11 protein-coding genes are annotated in these 16,328 nt (G+C 54.6%); 3 read left to right on the top strand and 8 right to left on the bottom strand.

Annotated features, from left to right (window positions below; all coding sequences use genetic code 11):
- The first annotated feature begins 6 nt into the window (after window positions 1–6).
- Window positions 7–1,359: a hypothetical protein gene (locus tag EI77_RS08430; protein WP_133794630.1), complete on the top strand. Its 1,353-nt coding sequence runs from the start codon at window positions 7–9 to the stop codon at window positions 1,357–1,359.
- Between the two features lie 34 nt (window positions 1,360–1,393).
- On the opposite strand, the gene EI77_RS23315 is transcribed toward EI77_RS08430, so the two are convergent.
- Complete coding sequence (locus tag EI77_RS23315) at window positions 1,394–1,552, bottom strand: hypothetical protein (protein ID WP_166647128.1); 159 nt, start codon at window positions 1,550–1,552, stop codon at window positions 1,394–1,396.
- Window positions 1,553–1,698: 146 nt separating this feature from the next.
- On the opposite strand from EI77_RS23315, the gene EI77_RS08425 reads away from it, so the two are divergent.
- Window positions 1,699–2,208 carry a hypothetical protein gene (locus tag EI77_RS08425; RefSeq protein ID WP_133794628.1) on the top strand — a complete coding sequence of 170 codons (510 nt, stop codon included), beginning with the start codon at window positions 1,699–1,701 and terminating at the stop codon, window positions 2,206–2,208.
- On the opposite strand, the gene EI77_RS24240 is transcribed toward EI77_RS08425, so the two are convergent.
- Window positions 2,115–2,336, bottom strand: coding sequence for a transposase domain-containing protein (locus EI77_RS24240; protein WP_486659998.1), 222 nt, complete (start codon window positions 2,334–2,336; stop codon window positions 2,115–2,117). The two genes, EI77_RS08425 and EI77_RS24240, sit on opposite strands and share 94 nt — an antisense overlap.
- On the opposite strand from EI77_RS24240, the gene EI77_RS23310 reads away from it, so the two are divergent.
- Entirely contained in the window at window positions 2,335–2,490 is a 156-nt protein-coding gene (locus tag EI77_RS23310) for a hypothetical protein (protein WP_166647127.1), read from the top strand. The two genes, EI77_RS24240 and EI77_RS23310, sit on opposite strands and share 2 nt — an antisense overlap.
- A 104-nt stretch (window positions 2,491–2,594) precedes the next feature.
- Here EI77_RS23310 and EI77_RS08420 read toward each other — a convergent pair whose 3' ends face one another.
- The 6 genes from EI77_RS08420 to EI77_RS08395 are packed head-to-tail and all read right to left on the bottom strand — an operon-like array spanning window position 2,595 to window position 16,322.
- Complete coding sequence (locus tag EI77_RS08420; protein WP_133794626.1) at window positions 2,595–4,025, bottom strand: hypothetical protein; 1,431 nt, start codon at window positions 4,023–4,025, stop codon at window positions 2,595–2,597.
- Between the two features lie 24 nt (window positions 4,026–4,049).
- Window positions 4,050–6,350 (bottom strand): restriction endonuclease subunit S domain-containing protein, encoded by a 2,301-nt coding sequence (locus EI77_RS08415; RefSeq protein ID WP_133794624.1) that lies wholly within the window; start codon window positions 6,348–6,350, stop codon window positions 4,050–4,052.
- Between the two features lie 31 nt (window positions 6,351–6,381).
- Entirely contained in the window at window positions 6,382–8,460 is a 2,079-nt protein-coding gene (locus tag EI77_RS08410) for a coiled-coil domain-containing protein (RefSeq protein WP_133794621.1), read from the bottom strand.
- A gap of 11 nt (window positions 8,461–8,471) precedes the next feature.
- Window positions 8,472–12,869, bottom strand: a complete 4,398-nt coding sequence (locus tag EI77_RS08405) for an Eco57I restriction-modification methylase domain-containing protein (protein WP_208300304.1) — start codon at window positions 12,867–12,869, stop codon at window positions 8,472–8,474.
- Window positions 12,870–12,875: 6 nt separating this feature from the next.
- Entirely contained in the window at window positions 12,876–13,442 is a 567-nt protein-coding gene (locus tag EI77_RS08400) for a DUF6998 domain-containing protein (protein WP_133794619.1), read from the bottom strand.
- Between the two features lie 18 nt (window positions 13,443–13,460).
- On the bottom strand, window positions 13,461–16,322 hold the full coding sequence (locus tag EI77_RS08395) for an SNF2-related protein (protein ID WP_133794617.1): 2,862 nt from the start codon (window positions 16,320–16,322) through the stop codon (window positions 13,461–13,463).
- Between the last annotated feature and the right edge of the window lie 6 nt (window positions 16,323–16,328).

Genomic DNA, 16,328 nt, shown 5'->3' with positions numbered 1-16,328 from the left:
GTCCCCATGCCACCCAAAACCAACAACAGGCAAAAACGGTGCCATGAGCGTGTTCGCCATGTCACTTCAAGCCTACCCTGGCGTAGCAAGCCAGTCAGTAAGAACATCGAGATGCGCTTGGTGCCAGAGAAGCCCGACGCCGGGGAGTATTTGATCAGTTTCAGACCACCGTCCAAATGGAATTCATATCCAAAACTGCTCCCTGAATTCCATTCTCAGGTTTGGATCGGTGTGCGAGAAGAACTGGTGGTGGCAGCGAAGGACGTCCTGAGTAACTGGGGGGCTGCTCATCTTGGACTCCTTTCGGAGACGAACGGCGTCAAGTTTGAGCTGCTGGTTGTCATCGGTCCAGTCATGAAGTTCGTCACGGGTGAAACCAGTGAGGCGTTCACAATGCCGCATTTTAATGATGAGCGAGACTGCTTCGAGTTTCTGGTCTGCATCGAGTTGCCCCAACCTCTGCGTTCGGTCGAGCAAGAAAAAGATTGGCTGTGCTCGGCATTGACCCACGAACTGGAGCACGTTTGGCAGTTCATCGCATTGAATGACACCCTCATGGAGCCACACTGGCTCTCTCTGGCAGAAATGAGTGCAGTCTTTGCAGAAGTTGGCGCAGCTAAAAATACCGCTTCGTATCTTGATTATGGACCTGATTTCCTCCGCTGTGCTCCTCTTGGAATCACCGGTGTGGGTAACATTTCCCGTCTGAGTCCGAGTCCATACTGGACTTTCCCTTTCATGGAACATTTGGAATCCACCTGTCAGGGGATTCACCGCGAAATCTGGTGCAGACCCGGAATGAGATCAGGGCCTTCCATTTCAGATACGAATACCGCCGCGTTGACGAAGGGGCCGTGGAAAGCCCTTGATGTCATCCTGAACGATAACCAGACCACCCTGAAGAATGAATGGCTGAATTTCTGCAAGACGCTGATTATCCCTGTCCCTGGGAGCACTGCGGAGGCCATAGCTCGTCGTTTTCCACCTCGGCTGCCGAGCCTTCGGATAGAACTGAGAGTTGTACCGGGGGAAGGCAACTTGGAATGGGAATGTAAAACTTGGCCGCTGAGTGTTCACTGGATACAAGTCAGTGTGGAAGCAGGAAGTCACTGGACGCTGACATGGGAAGCCTCTGGTTTTAGCAACAGTGCAGACTTGGTCGTTTTGATAAAACCATACGGTATGCCTTGGCAAGAACTGCGTGGGCAGACTCTTGAGTTCAAGGAGGGCTCAACAAACTGGGATGTCCTTCTTGTTGATGCAACCGTCCTCGACATGTCAAACCTGCTGGGTCATGAACTTTATCTGGGGACTTCAGATCCGAATCTAAGAGTGACGTTTACCTCTGCTTGCGCCTAGTTGGTGAGTTGATGATATACTTCATGAGTGCGTGTCACCTCAGTGTCGCCCCTCTCAGATGCTTCTCAAACCAAGCTGTCTCTACTCGCATGGCTTCCTCGAAGCCTTCGCGATAGATGCCGTAGTGTGTGATGCCTTTGACGACGTGATATTTCGACGGCACACCGCGAGCGGCGATCTGCTTTTTGCGCATCGGCTTCGGCGGAGCTGAAGCCGATGCTTTTGGCCGGGTTCGCCCGCATGTTTGAGTATCGCTCCATTTTGCCGGTAACCGTTACGCCAAGCGCCATGGGATAGCGGTGGAATCGTAAATCTCGTAGCGAATGAAGTACGACGTTTATGAGTGTGACGTCGATGATCTTGAAGACAGACAAACGGGGGCGTGTGAGGCTGCCGCCGGAGCGCCGGGAGGCGTTGCTAGCCGAGTTTGATCGCAGCGGCCTGAGCTTGACCCGGTTCGCTGAACTGGCCGGGGTGCGTTACTCAACCTTCGCCACCTGGCTCCAGCAGCGCAGGAACAAGGCGGGGACAACATCCCGGGACCAGGAGATGGACAGGCCCGAGCCGGTGTGTTTTGCCCAGGTGCTGGTGGACGCAGGCTTGCAGCCTGCCCCGGCCTTGGCGGGTGCATTGAAGGTGTTGCTGCCGGGCGGCGCGCAGATGGTGATCACAGATGCCACGCAAATCCCGCTGGCGATGCAGCTTCTCAGTATCCGTCAAACGCAGCTCCGCCCCTGGGAGCTTGACAGTTTTGGCTACATTGAGGCCACGCAGGTTTTTGCTTGCGATTGGTTGAGAGCACTTTGTTCAGCCGCCCAGGCTTTGGGGGTGAGGCGGTGGACGGTCTGATTGGTCTCTGAGGGCAGGCGGGTGAAGAGGTCTGTGAGATAGGATTCGGCGTTGATGCCTTCTCGGTGACAGTTGCCAATCAGCGTGTAGAACACGGCGGCGCGTGCACCGCTTTTGGCGTCGCCCATGAACAACCAGCAGGTCAAGGACATCACCCCCAAAGCCTGGGCTGAGATGCGAAAGCTTAAATCAATCGTTGATCCTCCGTCTCCTCTTCAGGAACATACACAGCTGGATTTTCCAGATGAAAACGATCCATCCATGACGCAAACGGTGATGTGAAATAGCGAACCAGATCGCTTGGGGAGTAAACCACACTGCCAGATTGTTTTCTCATGAGAATGGGAGGAGACTGATTGATGATAAACTGGATGGCTGCGCCGTGCTCAGGAGGGCAAAGTCTGCTGTAAGAATGCAGGCAAGGTTTTGCGGATCTCGGAATATTCATCAAACCCGAGTTCGGAGTGGAGAATCATGTGATCGATCACCGGGCGTATATAACCGTCCAGCTCCACAAATAGCTTCCGCCGGTCTCTGGGATTTGGGATCAGCGATTCGATCCGGTCACCGATATGAATCACGCGGGTGCGCAGGCCCGACTCGATTTTTGAAACGGGGTCTTTATTTGCGGTTAGTTCACGAAATCGTTCGAGAACGGAATTATAGGAGGCTTGATCTGTCGCGACGTAACGCGCAATGACTTTCTTGACCTCCACCATTTTTGCATAGCCGCTGGGGAAGGCTAGAAATTCCAACAGTGAAAGTGCCTGAATAAACCGGTTAGTATCGCTGCTGGATTCCAGCATGGTGGCATAGAGCGTGAGTGCGTGATACACGATCTTGCCTACCTCCCCTTCGCCTGGGAATCTTTGCCACTCGGGCTGTCGCAGCCAGATGCCGATTCCGCCTGTGAAAGCGAATGGGAATGCTGCTCCCCCGTAGATTCGGGACGTCTTTTTCGCGGGATCATAAACGAGGCAAATACTCATGGCCGGGTCCGACTCCGTCTGGCCCGCCCGTGCAGGAATGGCATGAGGCTTTTCCAGTTTGCAACTGTAGTAGCGCACAAAGTTGAGGCAAACCTTGTCCACCTCTTCTGAAATGCGGCGAATGAGATCGAGATGAACATCGTGATCTGCTTTCGCGATGAGCTGAGGATTCAGGGTTGCGGGAAAAACCAGCAGTGCGTGCTGTCTGAGATTGCCGAGGTTCGCTCCCGCGTATTCGGACAAGCGCATTGCTCGATCATGATCATCTGGGTCTGCCACTTGGTCTAGATGATCCAGGCCATCGAGATTTGGCGTGCCAGGAGGGTAATAGGTGATGCCGTTGGGGTAGTGAACCGAGCGGTCACTGATAGCCCGATTCAGTGGCATGATGATCAGTGTAATGCCCTGATCCGTGAAGAAGGAATAAGCTTTCAGGATGTCTCCACGACACTGGGCTGCATAAACCTCGTCTGTGCGGTCATCTGCCCAATCTTCATACCTTGGTCCGATCTGGAGAGCAGCGATGTTTCCTCTGGCTTGCTCTGCAACAGCGGCTTCATCGGTCGGATCAAGTTCTGCTGCACTCTCCTCTTCGGGATAGGATTCAGGAAAATCGGTCGGGCCTACTCCGAGTGTGCAGGCGAGGCACCAGTGTTCACAGCACTCGAAATTGGCAAACGATGTTACACCTCCCGCCCACTCCCAAGGTTCATGGGCGTCGATGGTGTATTGACACTTGCAAATCTCACATTCTCTGACCAAGGCCGATTGATAGGGGCTAATGTTCAGATCGTCGAATGATGCCCGATGGAAAGGTTTGCGTGCCATGGTGATTGAGCGGTCGGGCTGTCTTCATATTGTGGGCAAAAGCCCCACATGCCGGAAGTCCTCGGCGATAGGCTCGGTGCGCACGGAGTTTCTCTCAAAGCTTTTCAGTCCCACGGCACTGCCGCCAGAAGCCGGGTCGTAGGTGTCGAGGAAGAAGGTGGACAACTGATGGCACTCAGGACACTCCAAATATTGCAGCAGAGGCCGGAAAAGATGGAGGTTCTTCTGGCGGTCCCGCAGGTACAGGCTGTTTTTTTCAAGGTCGGCCCGTGATGATTGATCTTCACGTAATTGAGCCAGTGCATTGTCTCCTGTGAGGTCCCGGTACTGAAACCGGTTGATTTGTCGGAGTGAATCTAACTGCGTGTCCGTGATGAAAAGAAGCTGATAGTCTGTCAGGAACTCAGTGGCACGATAAACAGTTTCGAGCGACTTCTCGGCCTCCGTGAGAAGATTTGCGGAGACGCTGGCCGGTGCAATTCGTCCATGGCTGTCATCGTTTCGCAGGGCCATCAAATGCCTGATCGCTTGCTCCCAAGTTCCATTGGCACTGAGTTGTGTCAATTCGACAAAGGGACTGCTGCCTTTGAGTCCACGGAATGTTTTGCCTTCATTAACCTCCTCGAGGATGGCAAACCAGTCGCCGAAATTGGTGCCGCTGCGTCTTTGAGAGAGCCGTTTCGCGATCTCTCCAACATACTTGATGGGTTGGCCTGCCGCACGGCTCATTAGAACTGCAATCAAGGCCAGGAAACAGGTGTGGCCTTCCGCAGCTTTCGTGACGGCCCTAAACCGGTGGTAGCGATCAGCGCCTGCTACCTGCAGTTCTCTCCAGACATAAGCCAGTGGATGTGGAAACTGCGTTCGGACGCGATAGTCGAATTCTTCCACCTGCTCGCCTGCCCGGTGTCTTTGGCGGGCTAATTGCCCTGCGTTCAAGAGGCGGCTGCGCGATCCATGTGCGGTTGATTCAATCAATATGGCGTTGGATTCCTCATCAATGTGGCTAATCCACTTTGTGAAGGCCATTCTGGCGTCGTTGAGCTGTTGAATGCTGGAGACAAGTTCCTCATCTGCGATAGGCACAGGGAATTCACACAATACATGGGGCGACACCCGGTACCTACCTGCCATGCTGGACATCACCTGCTTGGCGTTGCCCAGGCGATGGGCCAGCGGAGAACGGAGAAAACTCAAAAGCACCTGACGCTGTGCAGAATTAAGGCTGGCATGGGGACGCACCACAATGACGGAGTGCCCGAAAGTAACTGGCCGCCCATCTCCTTCAAAAACTCCCACGACAAAACCTGTGTCTCCCTGATAAATGCTGCGAATGCAGAAATCACCATCTTTTAGGTAGTGCCGAACAATAGCCGGGCGGATGTAAGGCTGAATATCAGATAGATCCACCCGCCCATCTCGCGTGATGTCGGCGGCACGAATCGTAAGTAGGCCGACCTCGCCATTTCCGGGTAGCTGGTCTGGATTGCACGGTCTCAGGCCCATTAATACATCGGCAACAGATTTCAGCGCTACGCGCTGACCAAGCACCCCGATTTCCTGGCGGAGCCTTTCGGTTTCCTCTGAGTAATAGTCATGGCTGCATGGATAGCCATCCTCTAGTTGGCCCTTATAGACGTAGCCTAAACGGTTCTTTCCAGCCGGCTGCTTGATCAGTGATTGCAAAGCGGACGCCAGACGTTGAGGAGGTTCAGCAAGGGCTTCAGTCGTGATCTTGAAAAATCGAATGGGGCCAGGTTGTCGTCGAAAGAAGACCGTGGTAAGCCGGACCGCACTGTGAAACGGAAGTCCCAGTGCCGCAGGCACGTCATCGTGTTCATGCTCGATCACGACTGCGCTGTGAGCTGGAAAGAATTCTTTGCGCCAGGAGCTGGACCGTAACGAACTCAAAAAGTGCGTTGGAACCAGCATGGCAAGGACTTCGACCTGCCGTCCGTCATCTGTCTGATTCATGAGGGTTTCGGCCAAAGCACCCGCGATATCCAGTCTTCCGAAGCGATCATGCCACTCCGCAGTCATTCTGGGGCCTCCTAAAAGTGGTGGAAACGCGAACACATTTTTTTCTTTTGATATGCCAACCGCCGAAGTTGCGTCATTTATGAAGGACTCTCCGCCCTCAAGGCATTGAATGTTTGTACCCGGAGGCAGAGACGCACTCAGAAAGCCCACCGGCCACGGCTCGTTCAACGTCTCGTTCGTGCCCGAAGATCTTTCGGCTGAGGTCACGAGGGCCATGATCTTCGGAGTGTTGTTGCCGGAAAGGACGCCAAAGGCGGAGGCCAGCAGGTCCCGATAATAGTTCATGAGATTATGGCAGGGTGGGGGCTGATAGGAATTAGGACAAAGGCTGTGGCTGGCCCGACAGTAGGTCTGATTCCTGGCCTACAAAGGACAGATCGGTCCTAAAAAGCAGTCCGCCCGGCTTGGATGCGTCCAGTTGCAGACGCACCGCATCCGATTTTTTTAAGGTGTCGGGAGGCGGAGTGGTGGTCGTAAGAATGTATTGAAACGGACAACCGGTCTTCTCTGTGAACGATTGGTCCAGTTTGGCAACGAAGCGGATGAAACTGTGGTACAGTCTAAGTCCCAAATCAGCTTCCCGTGGACTGTCGTGGATCATAATGCCGGGCAGGTGAGACTTTTCGGAGAGAGAATTGTAGATCAAGCAGCTTAGGTCACCAAGCAAGACCGCCAAGGTCTCCATTGCCTCACCACTCATTGTACCCTTCTTGGTAATCTGAAAATTAAGCTCACGATCTTGGAATTTCACAACCCCATCGTAGGCTGAAGACGGCAACACTGCTTTGGCAGACGCAGAGAAAATCAGCGACAGTAAATCCCTATTGCTATCATGCTCTGCAATCAGCTCATTCAGTGCTACCTGCTTAGCGGTGATACTGAGTTTTAGTTTTTCTATTTCTATTGCTTTATGCTTTAGCTTCTCAAATTTGAGTGGGCTCGAAGCACGCTCTGACCAAGTGATCAAGTCTTCTAAACACTCTTGCAGGTCAGTCAAGAGTCTACCTCGCGTCTCTATTGAAGTTTTAATCTCCTCCCTCCGCTTGGCGAGTCCATCACTTTCGAATTCCTTGGCTTTAATGACTCGGTCGAGGCCTGAAATTTGATTTTCAACCTTTTTGCGTTCCGCCTCGCGAGCTTTTAGATCTTCAGGACTCAAAACTTCATTAGGCATCGGTTTCCCCGAAAGAAGCATTTGACGATTTTTTACATGAGCACATTCACCCACTAAAAGGTGGCCGTATCCACACATTAGAAACTTAGCCTCATCAATTTGCTTTTTTGCGGTCTCATGAGCATTTAGCTCCTTCTTGAGTTCTAATGCTGCTCTCGTGTCCACTTGAAAAAGTGCCTGCAGTTGTTTGATTTCACTTTTTATCTGCACGGTCTGTTCTAGGAGATCCTTGGCTTGGGTGTCGATGACCTTGATCTGCTCCTCCTCAGTGTCTTGCTTCTCTCCTAATTCATATGCAGTTTTAGCTGTTAGTCGCTTCAGGTCTGGGAAAAGACCTTCCCCCTGTAATGGAGCTTCTTGGATTTCTGTTCGTCGGTTAGGCGCGTACTTGATCAACTCCTTTCTAAGCTTGTCAGTGAGGTGATCTCGCCAGTATTCAGGTTCGCGTTTCGCTCGTTCAAACTCTGATTCCGCGTTAGCTAGCTGCCTTGAAATTTCAGCGAGACTTTCTTCCGATTTTAACTCATCAGGAAGGAACAGACCCAATGCGACTCGCATGACAAATAGTGGATCCGACTTGGGGAAACGAAAAGATGGCCAGTCAGATTCGCTACGGGACGAGCGCCAATCATGGATATTTTGAAAACGTGCTTCTTGGTCACGAGCGCACCATGCGAGAATATGGCCCCACTGTATGGGCTCGTTAGTTCGAACAACGGTGCCGGTCGGAAAATCATCAATAAGCTGAGCTAATCCGAGTTTCACTGGATAGTTTTCCTGATAGGCCACTTCGCCCTTGTCTTTGATCACTTGTTCCATTGTGCCCCCCTTTAGAACGTAGGAGTTGCGATTTTCACCCAGGGGCCGAAGCACAGCATAAAGCTGCCCCTTCACGTAGAGTTCTGCGGCGACGTAGCCATTCGGGAATGCCTTTTTGACAGCATGCGTGTTAGCTTTGTTGGAGAAGGTCTTTTCCCCGAGAATGTAGCGAATAATCCGGCATAGGGTTGTTTTCCCAGCGCTGTGGCCGGCAATGTCGCCTCCGGCTTCTGCTGACTCTGGCTCCTCAGCCCATATGATATTGAGCCCCTTGCGAAGGGTGATGGTCTCGCGAATGAACTCGGGTTCAGGAACAATTCGGCTCAGAAGGCCGATCTTGTGAATCCACACTTCGGGTGAGGCCTTGATTGGCGACTGCGAAATTTGGGCGAGGATGCTCATGATTAATTGGGTTAAGCCGCAGCGTAGATTTCGTCGTGGATTTTATTGAAGCTGGCAAAGGCGGCTCTTTGAACCGGTGTGAGATCGTGGTGATTCCTGATCTCGTTGAGATTTCGGACTACCGCGAGAGCCAGAACAGCAATCGCGCTCTTGGCACTGGGCAGGGATTTTTGAACCGTGATGAATTCCGTCCCCTTGCAAATGATCCGTGGGGTATTTTGGTCGACCGTGACCGCTTTACGGTGCTGGAGGTAATGGAGACATGTTGACCATTTGAGTCCGTCCCTCCTGGCCATATCAGCCTCTTTTGAGATGGATTTTAAGAGGCGCTTGTTTTCCGGTGTCAACCCTGGCGAGAAAAGAGTGTCACAAAGATTGACATCAGTGATGAGGATTAGTGCATCGAGATGATCGGATGCTGAGATAGCGTCAGACCAATCGAGCATCGCCAAAGTAATGGAGCAGAAGAAGCTGTCTGCCAATGTGACAGGATAAGACGAAGCAAATGATGCCATTGCAGGTGTTGCGGGCGTGAGCGCAGGGACATTGAAGATGTCGAGGTTGAGTTGTGGTTCCTGAGATTTGGTTGCTTTGCTCGTCGATTTGGCGAATGGTGCAGGTTTTGCATTTGCGGATCCTGAATTCCTTTGGTCTTCGGCGCGGCGGTGATTGAGCGTGAGAAGGCGTTTGAGGAGTTCTTTGCGGGCTTGGGGGGTGATGGTGTAGCGGGTGCGGTCGTTTTCGGGGAGGGTTTCGACTTGTTGGAAGTCGTGGGCTAGATCAATGGCGGGGCCGTCGGGGCCGGGTTGGTGCCAGGCGTATGCGGTGAGAACGGCTTGGTCGAGCTGGCGGTGGAGGGCGCGGAGCTCGATGATGGCGGTGTTAGCTTGTTCAGGGGTGAGGCAGCCGGCGGTGGCGCGGTGTTCAGATGGGACGCTTTCGGCGCGCTGCCAATCGCCGGCCTTGGCGCGCTTCTGGAAGAGCTTGTCGAGGCGCGCGTCGAGATCGGGGGCGTGGAAGAGGTTGTAAATGTCGGTGAGGCCGAGCCAGAGGCGGAGCATGAGGTCGCGGCGGTGCTCGTGATAGCGCTCGCCGATGGCGGCTAGGTCCGGGTCGGGGTGCTGCCACTGCCCGGCGGGGAAGGCGAAGGTCAAAAAGCACTCAGAGGGTGAGTAGTTCAGTCGGGTTTCGAGTGTCCCACTGAATTTCCTGGCCCATATCTCGTGAATCGTCGAGTGAATCACTGAAAAGAGATCCCATCGGTCGCTGGTGAGGACGTATAGCTTGTGAGTGAAAACTATATCGGTGGGAACAGTGGAGAATGACAGGTGCTTTGTTACCACGGCAGCGGCGAAGCATCGATCAAGATTACCAATTCTTGTATATAAACCAGTCGCTCTCTCGGCATATTGCCACCAGCGGTCTTTGCGGGTTTGACGATTTGATTTCTCTCGAACCGGTTTTACATCCCGTTCGATTTTTGCGAATGGTTCTGAGTAATCGCTCGCTCTCTCTATCGGCCAGTCTCGAAAATTGATAATCTTTCGTTCGGGCTTCTGATCTGGATAGCTGTTGATTTCTTGGCCATTGAGAATCGGAAAAATCACCTCCGCGTTTTTAGCAGAATTCTTCAGCAAAGTGTCTGCCACTTCGTGAGAGAGAAGAAAACCTTCTCCGAGAAAGATCGAACCTTGGAAGATTTTCTTCTCATTCTCTTCGAGTTTCACAGGCTCGCCACCGTCTTGGGAGTCCTCGAAGAATGCGCTGATTAATTCCACCGATTTGCCGTCGAGGTAGCACTGAGACTTCCAATTGCCGCGATGAATGGAAACGATGGAGACGACGAGATTTGCAACGCCCGGCCATTTAATGCCGCGCACAGCCATGTTGATGGTGCCGCCTGCGGCAATCACTTGTTCCAAGCCATCCTTCCGCACGTCGCCATCCTTGATCGAGTTGGTGGTGATGAAGGCGGTGAAGCCATTGGGGCGAAGAATGGTGAAAATACGGCGGAGAAAAAAGACGAGTAATTCACTGAGTCCGGTGGGGGCATATTGCCACTTCACATATTCGCAGAAGGCATGGCCGTAGGTCCCGCTGAGGGCTTGGCCGCCGAGGTAGGGAGGGTTTCCCAGAATGCAGTCGAAGCCGCCATTGGCGATGATGTCGGGGAATTCGAGGAACCAGTGGAAGGCTTTTTTGCGTTCGGCGAGTGCCCAAGCTGATGCGGTGGCCTGGCCTTGCGGGGTGTGGCCGGCGAGGTAGTGACGGAAGGTGGCGTCTGTGATGAGGTTGGCTTTGTTGCCGGCGGTTTTCGGTTGGTAGAACTGGGCGACGGGGATGGCGGCGATCTGGCCGAGTAACTCGGCTTCCTGGGATTGGGTTGTGGCGTAGCGCTGTTTCTTGACGGCGATTTCGGCGGGGGTTTGCTCGGGCATGGCGGATAGTTCCGTCATGCGAGCGAGGACGGCGTCGAGTTTCTCCTGAAGCTCGGGAGCAAGCATGAGTTGCTTCTGGCCGGTAATTCGTTCCTTGCGTTCGGCTCTGTTGGTTTTCCGGAAGGCGGCAGCGATGTCCTTGTCGTCGCCAGGAAGGGTCTTGAAGGCCTCGTCGGGAATGCCTTTGTCGAGTTCGTCGCGGGTGACGAAGCCGACGATGGCGTTGCCGCATTTGATATGGTGGTCGAGGAAGCCGATGGGTTCGCCGGGGACGTGGGCTTCCAACCAGAGGGCGACTTTGCAGAGTTCGACCGCGAGGGGATTGAGATCCACGCCGTAGATGCAGCGCTTTATCACATCGCGGACGGCCTCGCGGTGGGCGGCGGGGCTGGGTTGGTCATCGCCGGTGCGAACAATGGCGAGGGCCATGCCGATGCGGCGGGCGGCGGCGAGCAGGATGTGGCCGGAGCCGCAGGCAATATCGGCAACGCGGAGGGAAAGAAGGGCAGCGGCTGGATCGGGTTGTTTAAGTTTGTCCGCGATGAGGTGATCGAGGGAGTGCTTGAGGAGGGGCTGGACGAGTTCGTCCTCGGTGTAGTGGGAGCCGGTTGCAGCGCGGTCATCACCTTGCGCGAAGGCGAAGTGCCATTTGCCGTTGATTCCGGTCACGCGGGGTTTGAACTCTAACAGGCTCTGATAGACGGAGCCGAATTCCTCCACATTGAGGGCACCGTAATTGACCCGCATGAGCTGACGGGTGACTGGATTGGTGAAAAGGGTGAGCTGGCGGAGAGCCCCGAGGAAGGTGGCGTTGTCGAGCGAGCAATCTTCCAGCACCCCGAGCGTGCCATGATTGAAGAGATCGCCACCAAGCGGGGCGACGCCGAGTTTGAGCCCCCTTCCCGATTCATCCACGAGGCGGAAGAGGGCGATGAGGGCTAGCCAGGCATCACAGTGGCGAGCGTCGCCGAAGTGGGGCTTTTCGGATAGGCGGCGCAAGCGGGTGAGCGAGTAGCCGAGGTCATAGATTTCAAGGAGACGCTTGTCGGTTTTAGGGAGATGGGCGAGGCCGCGTTCCTCAATGACCATGAGGAAGAGAAGGCGATAGATGAGGCGGAGGAGGTGGGTGTAGAAGTCGGCAGCGAAGCGCTCGTGGGGATCGTTAGCAGCCAGATCCCGGAGGTGGTGGTTGGCCGGGTGGTTGAGCATGCCGTTGGCGAGATCGAGGATAACGCGATGAACGGCGGTGCTGAGGCCGTCCCGGATGCGAGAGCCGGAGTCGAGGGAGTCCTGGTGATAGATTTCAATTGGTGCCTCGGCGACGGCGTCCTGCCGAACGGGCATGCGGGAGGCATGGAGCAGGCGGTAGAAGAGGGCGAAGTCCGCAAATAGTTCCTCAGTGAAGATGCGTTCGAGGTCGAACTCGATAAAGGTGAGTTTGACGAGGCGGGGGGAATCCCTGAGCAGGCGGATCAGGCGGCCGTTAGAAACGATGCCGTAGAGGTGCTCGGTGAGGTTGAGGTACTCCTGAACCAGCCCATGTGGGGACATGCGTGGGGCGTTGGGTACGGTGCTGCGGCGGTCAAGCGACTCGTGCCAGCCGATGAGGTGGACGGGGAGTTGATCACGCGCGGGATCGCGGTGGGAGATGCGGTAGGTTTTTCCTTGGAGGATCTCTGAATCGGCAAGGTTGAGCTGGTAGCCGAGCAGGCCTAGCAGAGGAACGAGCCATTGATTACGGGTCTCAGTGGTGCCGGTGGCTCCGGGTTTGAGCCGGGAAATTTTCACCTGATAGACGGCCCAGAAGGCGCGGGCGGCGGCCCAGGCATCGGCGATCTCATCCTTGACCTTGGTGGTGGGATCGAGTCCGAAATCCCTGGGCATCTGATGCGAACGCTCCCCCCGCTCAATAGCATCGAGGATGTCAGCAGAAAGGATGGAGCCTTCAAGGCGGATGGAGGGGTGAAGCATGGGTTGTCAGGCAACAATGGGCTGATTGCGGAAGGGGATAGAAGGATTCTTCATGAAGTCCTCATATGTGAAGTGCTTTGCTAATTGATTGAGTGAGACGGTTTGGCGTGCGGTAAACTTATGAATTTTCGCATCAACATTTGTGGGAACAGTCTTGGCGATTACGGCGTTGGGACGAATTTCCCGCAGCACTGAACCGGGTCCCGCATAAACCAGCGTGACACGAGAATCCGCATCTTCGAGGCGGAAGGCAATAATGTGTTCAGGCTCCGAATCGAACCATATACCCGTTGATTCCCGACGGATTTTGATTTCAACGGACTCAATTGTTCCTTTCGATTCGAGCGTGCCATCGTGACCCGTTCGATGGGAATCATGCAGTTTGATCGCAAAAAAGTGCTCTGCAATTGCCACGCCAAGATCGCCAACAAGATGACCATCAAGGGTGAATCTGAGGAATTCGTGGCCAGCAGATGCTTTGAGCTGTCTGGCAGCTTCTCGAACCTTCTGCATAGGCTTCGAAAACTTGTCGGGAAGCAACCATGTAGAGTTATGGATGTATGAACGTGCCATGAATTGAGGAGTGATGAATCAGTTTCCTTGCGTGGGCATGAGCACGTAAATGCCGAGGACGTCCATGGGGAGGACGGGATAGACAACGCCGAAGCGTTTCTTTTCGACAAGACTAGAAAAGCGTTCGTGGGCTTCGACAAGGTGCTGGCAACGCTGCTCGGCGAGCTGGTCAAAGGCGGGGCGAAGGTCGCTCAGAGTCTCAACTCGATCGGTGATCAAACGTGCGGAGCGCTCTGGCGAGAAATCACCTGAGGGCGTAGCAGTTGAGAGTAGTCGCTGAGCCTCTGAGGTGGATAAAAAGTCCTGATCATCCAAAGAACCGCGATATCCCCAAAGCAGCATTTCCTCGGCCACGAGCTGTTGTCCGCTAGCGCGCTTTTCCTCGATGACATTCCGACAGCGGAACATGAGGAGTGTGGTGGGTTTTTCCACAGCAGTGGTGCGGAGCACGGCGGTCCGTGCGGCACGGCTGCGATGCCTCTCGATGCTGCGGGCGAGAGTTATCTGGCAAAGCTGCTCGACGAGGGGATGATTGCGCCCGAGGTAGATGTGATCTTCAGGCGTGGGAGACTCGAAAGACACCTTCACGGAAGCTTTAGCTGGCAAGAGTATCTTAGCGCTTGGTGGCAGGTTGGCCGTGTAGAGCAGGTAGCCATTTATCTCGCGGTCAATCTGCACGCCGAACAGCGAACGTAGTGCCACCACCACATAATTTTCCACAACTTGAGGGGAGCCTATGGCCTCATCGTTTTCACGAAGGTCTTGCTCGATCTCCTCCGCCTTGATGGCGTGCTGGGCGAAGATGGAACGGCTCTGGCTGGCACGGTCAGCGGCCTTTTTGTATTTGTCGGAGACTTCGAGTTCGAGTTTTTGAGCCTCGTTGAATTCCTCGAAATTGAATTCGATCTGATTCGCGTCCGACCGCCTGGTGCTGATTTTCCTGTCGGGATTGAGCAGCAGAGACTGGGTGATGGTGTCGATGATGCCTTTGCTATCCTCGGGGAACGGGACATTGATGCCTGTGGCTTTTTTGATTTCGCGGACTTTACGCAGAATGACGTCCAGCACGACGCCATCCACGGCGCTGTCCTTGGAGAAGAGGAGGTAGGCTTTCACTTCTTTGGCCCGCTGACCAAAGCGGTCCACACGCCCTTCACGCTGCTCCAAGCGATTCGGGTTCCAGGGCAGATCATAGTGGAGAACCGCAGTGAAGTGCTCATGAAGGTTGATGCCTTCAGAAAGGCAGTCGGTGGCGATCAGGGCCCGCTGAGGGTAGGCACCCATGGCCGCAATGCGGTCGCGGCGGACTTCGTCAGGATCTTCGGAGGTGACGACTTCAACGGCAGCTTTGGGAAATTTTTTGGCGAGCAATGGCTTAAGCTGCTCGCCCAAATAAATTGCTGTTTGGATGTAGCGGCAGAAGATCACTGGATAAAAGCCTAGCTGAAGCCAGTCTTCAATGATCATGCGAGCGGCTTCTAGCTTGTGATCAAACCTCGGCCCTGTGAGGCTGGCGAGTTCCTTCTCGAACTCCCTCATTCGGCGTTGCTGAGACTCAGACCAACCAGTGCTCTCGACCACCTCGACCGGGGCAAGATCGGACTCGTGTCCCTCAGGGTGATCGTGGACGGGGCTGGGATCATCTGCTTCGATATCCGGCAGGAGGTCATCCCCGAGCTTGGAACGCCGAGCCCGGAACATGGCGACACCAGCCGCCGGACTGGACATGACGCCTCGCAGGAGGCCGAGCGCTGTCCAGTAGTGGACGCGTCGCTGGCGTTCGGAAGATTCATCGCCAGCGACGAGGTTGCGTGCGAAGTCCAGCACCTTATCGAAGAACGTGAGGTAGGGTTTTGACAGGTCATAGTCGAACTCGCCAGAATCGCGTTTTGGGAATGGGGTGTCTTCATTCATCCAGCGCTCAACGTCTTGACGACGACGTTGGATAAAGTGACGGGCAAGCCGCTGACGCTCTGGCTGAGATGCGGTAGCGACATCGAGATTTTCAAAAGATGGATCTACTAGGCCGAGTAAAGAGCCGAACTCCTCCGGCTTTCCGCTGTGGGGGGTGGCGGAAAGCATGATGAGGTGCTGGCCCTGCTTGGCCGCGATTGCTTTAATTAGAGCATGGCGCTGCTGCTGAGAAGCGGCGGCTCCCTGTGGGCGGGCGCAGGTATGAACTTCGTCCACGATCACCAGCTCAGGACATTCATTGATGAAGGTAGCCTTGCGGGAGTCTTGCTTGATGTAATCAATCGAGAGGACCTGAAACGGGTAATACTGATAGACGGATGTGTCTCCCTGGATTTCGCGATCCAGACGGGCCTGCGTATTCGACCGAATGACCACGGCCTCGACGCCGATCTTGTCGCGTATTTCCTGTTGCCATTGGTCACAAAGATGAGGCAGACAGACGACAGCAAAGCGGCGCATTTTGCGGCGGTCCAAAAGCTCGCGCACGATCAGGAGGGCCTCGATAGTTTTACCGACACCGACATCATCAGCGACGAGCAGACGCACAGTTTCCTGACGCAATGCCATGACCAGGGGCACCATTTGGTAGCTGCGCGGGCGGAATGATATCCTGGCAAGAGAACGGAATGGCCCCGCGCCGCTGCGAAAGGCAAGACGGGCGGCATCATACAGCAGACGGGCGCGGGCAAAGTCTCCGAGATCATCCTTTCCTGGACAAGGAAACTCGGCATCACGGGGAGTATCGGCACCTTCAGCCAGAGGAAGGAAGATGCCTGTGAGTTCCTCATCGGAGCCACCGAGTGGCTTGACCATGAGAAGATCGGCATTCTCCGAAGGCTGCACGACCCAGTCGCGTTCACGGATGCGGACGAGTGTGCCGGGCTGTCGGGAGAGAGTTTGAGACATGGCTTG

Source organism: Prosthecobacter fusiformis (genome assembly GCF_004364345.1).
Classification (GTDB): Bacteria; Verrucomicrobiota; Verrucomicrobiia; order Verrucomicrobiales; family Verrucomicrobiaceae; genus Prosthecobacter; species Prosthecobacter fusiformis.
Note: the sequence above shows the minus strand (reverse complement) of the source record. Positions and strands in the feature narration are given on the sequence as shown.

What these genes read in the sequence shown, in the direction of transcription:
- EI77_RS08430 (WP_133794630.1), top strand. Translation starts at nt 7, where the DNA reads ATGCCACCCAAAACCAACAACAGGCAAAAACGGTGCCATGAGCGTGTT.
- EI77_RS23315 (WP_166647128.1), bottom strand. Translation starts at nt 1,552, where the DNA reads ATGCGCAAAAAGCAGATCGCCGCTCGCGGTGTGCCGTCGAAATATCAC.
- EI77_RS08425 (WP_133794628.1), top strand. Translation starts at nt 1,699, where the DNA reads ATGAGTGTGACGTCGATGATCTTGAAGACAGACAAACGGGGGCGTGTG.
- EI77_RS23310 (WP_166647127.1), top strand. Translation starts at nt 2,335, where the DNA reads ATGAACAACCAGCAGGTCAAGGACATCACCCCCAAAGCCTGGGCTGAG.
- EI77_RS24240 (WP_486659998.1), bottom strand. Translation starts at nt 2,336, where the DNA reads ATGGGCGACGCCAAAAGCGGTGCACGCGCCGCCGTGTTCTACACGCTG.
- EI77_RS08420 (WP_133794626.1), bottom strand. Translation starts at nt 4,025, where the DNA reads ATGGCACGCAAACCTTTCCATCGGGCATCATTCGACGATCTGAACATT.
- EI77_RS08415 (WP_133794624.1), bottom strand. Translation starts at nt 6,350, where the DNA reads ATGAACTATTATCGGGACCTGCTGGCCTCCGCCTTTGGCGTCCTTTCC.
- EI77_RS08410 (WP_133794621.1), bottom strand. Translation starts at nt 8,460, where the DNA reads ATGAGCATCCTCGCCCAAATTTCGCAGTCGCCAATCAAGGCCTCACCC.
- EI77_RS08405 (WP_208300304.1), bottom strand. Translation starts at nt 12,869, where the DNA reads ATGCTTCACCCCTCCATCCGCCTTGAAGGCTCCATCCTTTCTGCTGAC.
- EI77_RS08400 (WP_133794619.1), bottom strand. Translation starts at nt 13,442, where the DNA reads ATGGCACGTTCATACATCCATAACTCTACATGGTTGCTTCCCGACAAG.
- EI77_RS08395 (WP_133794617.1), bottom strand. Translation starts at nt 16,322, where the DNA reads ATGTCTCAAACTCTCTCCCGACAGCCCGGCACACTCGTCCGCATCCGT.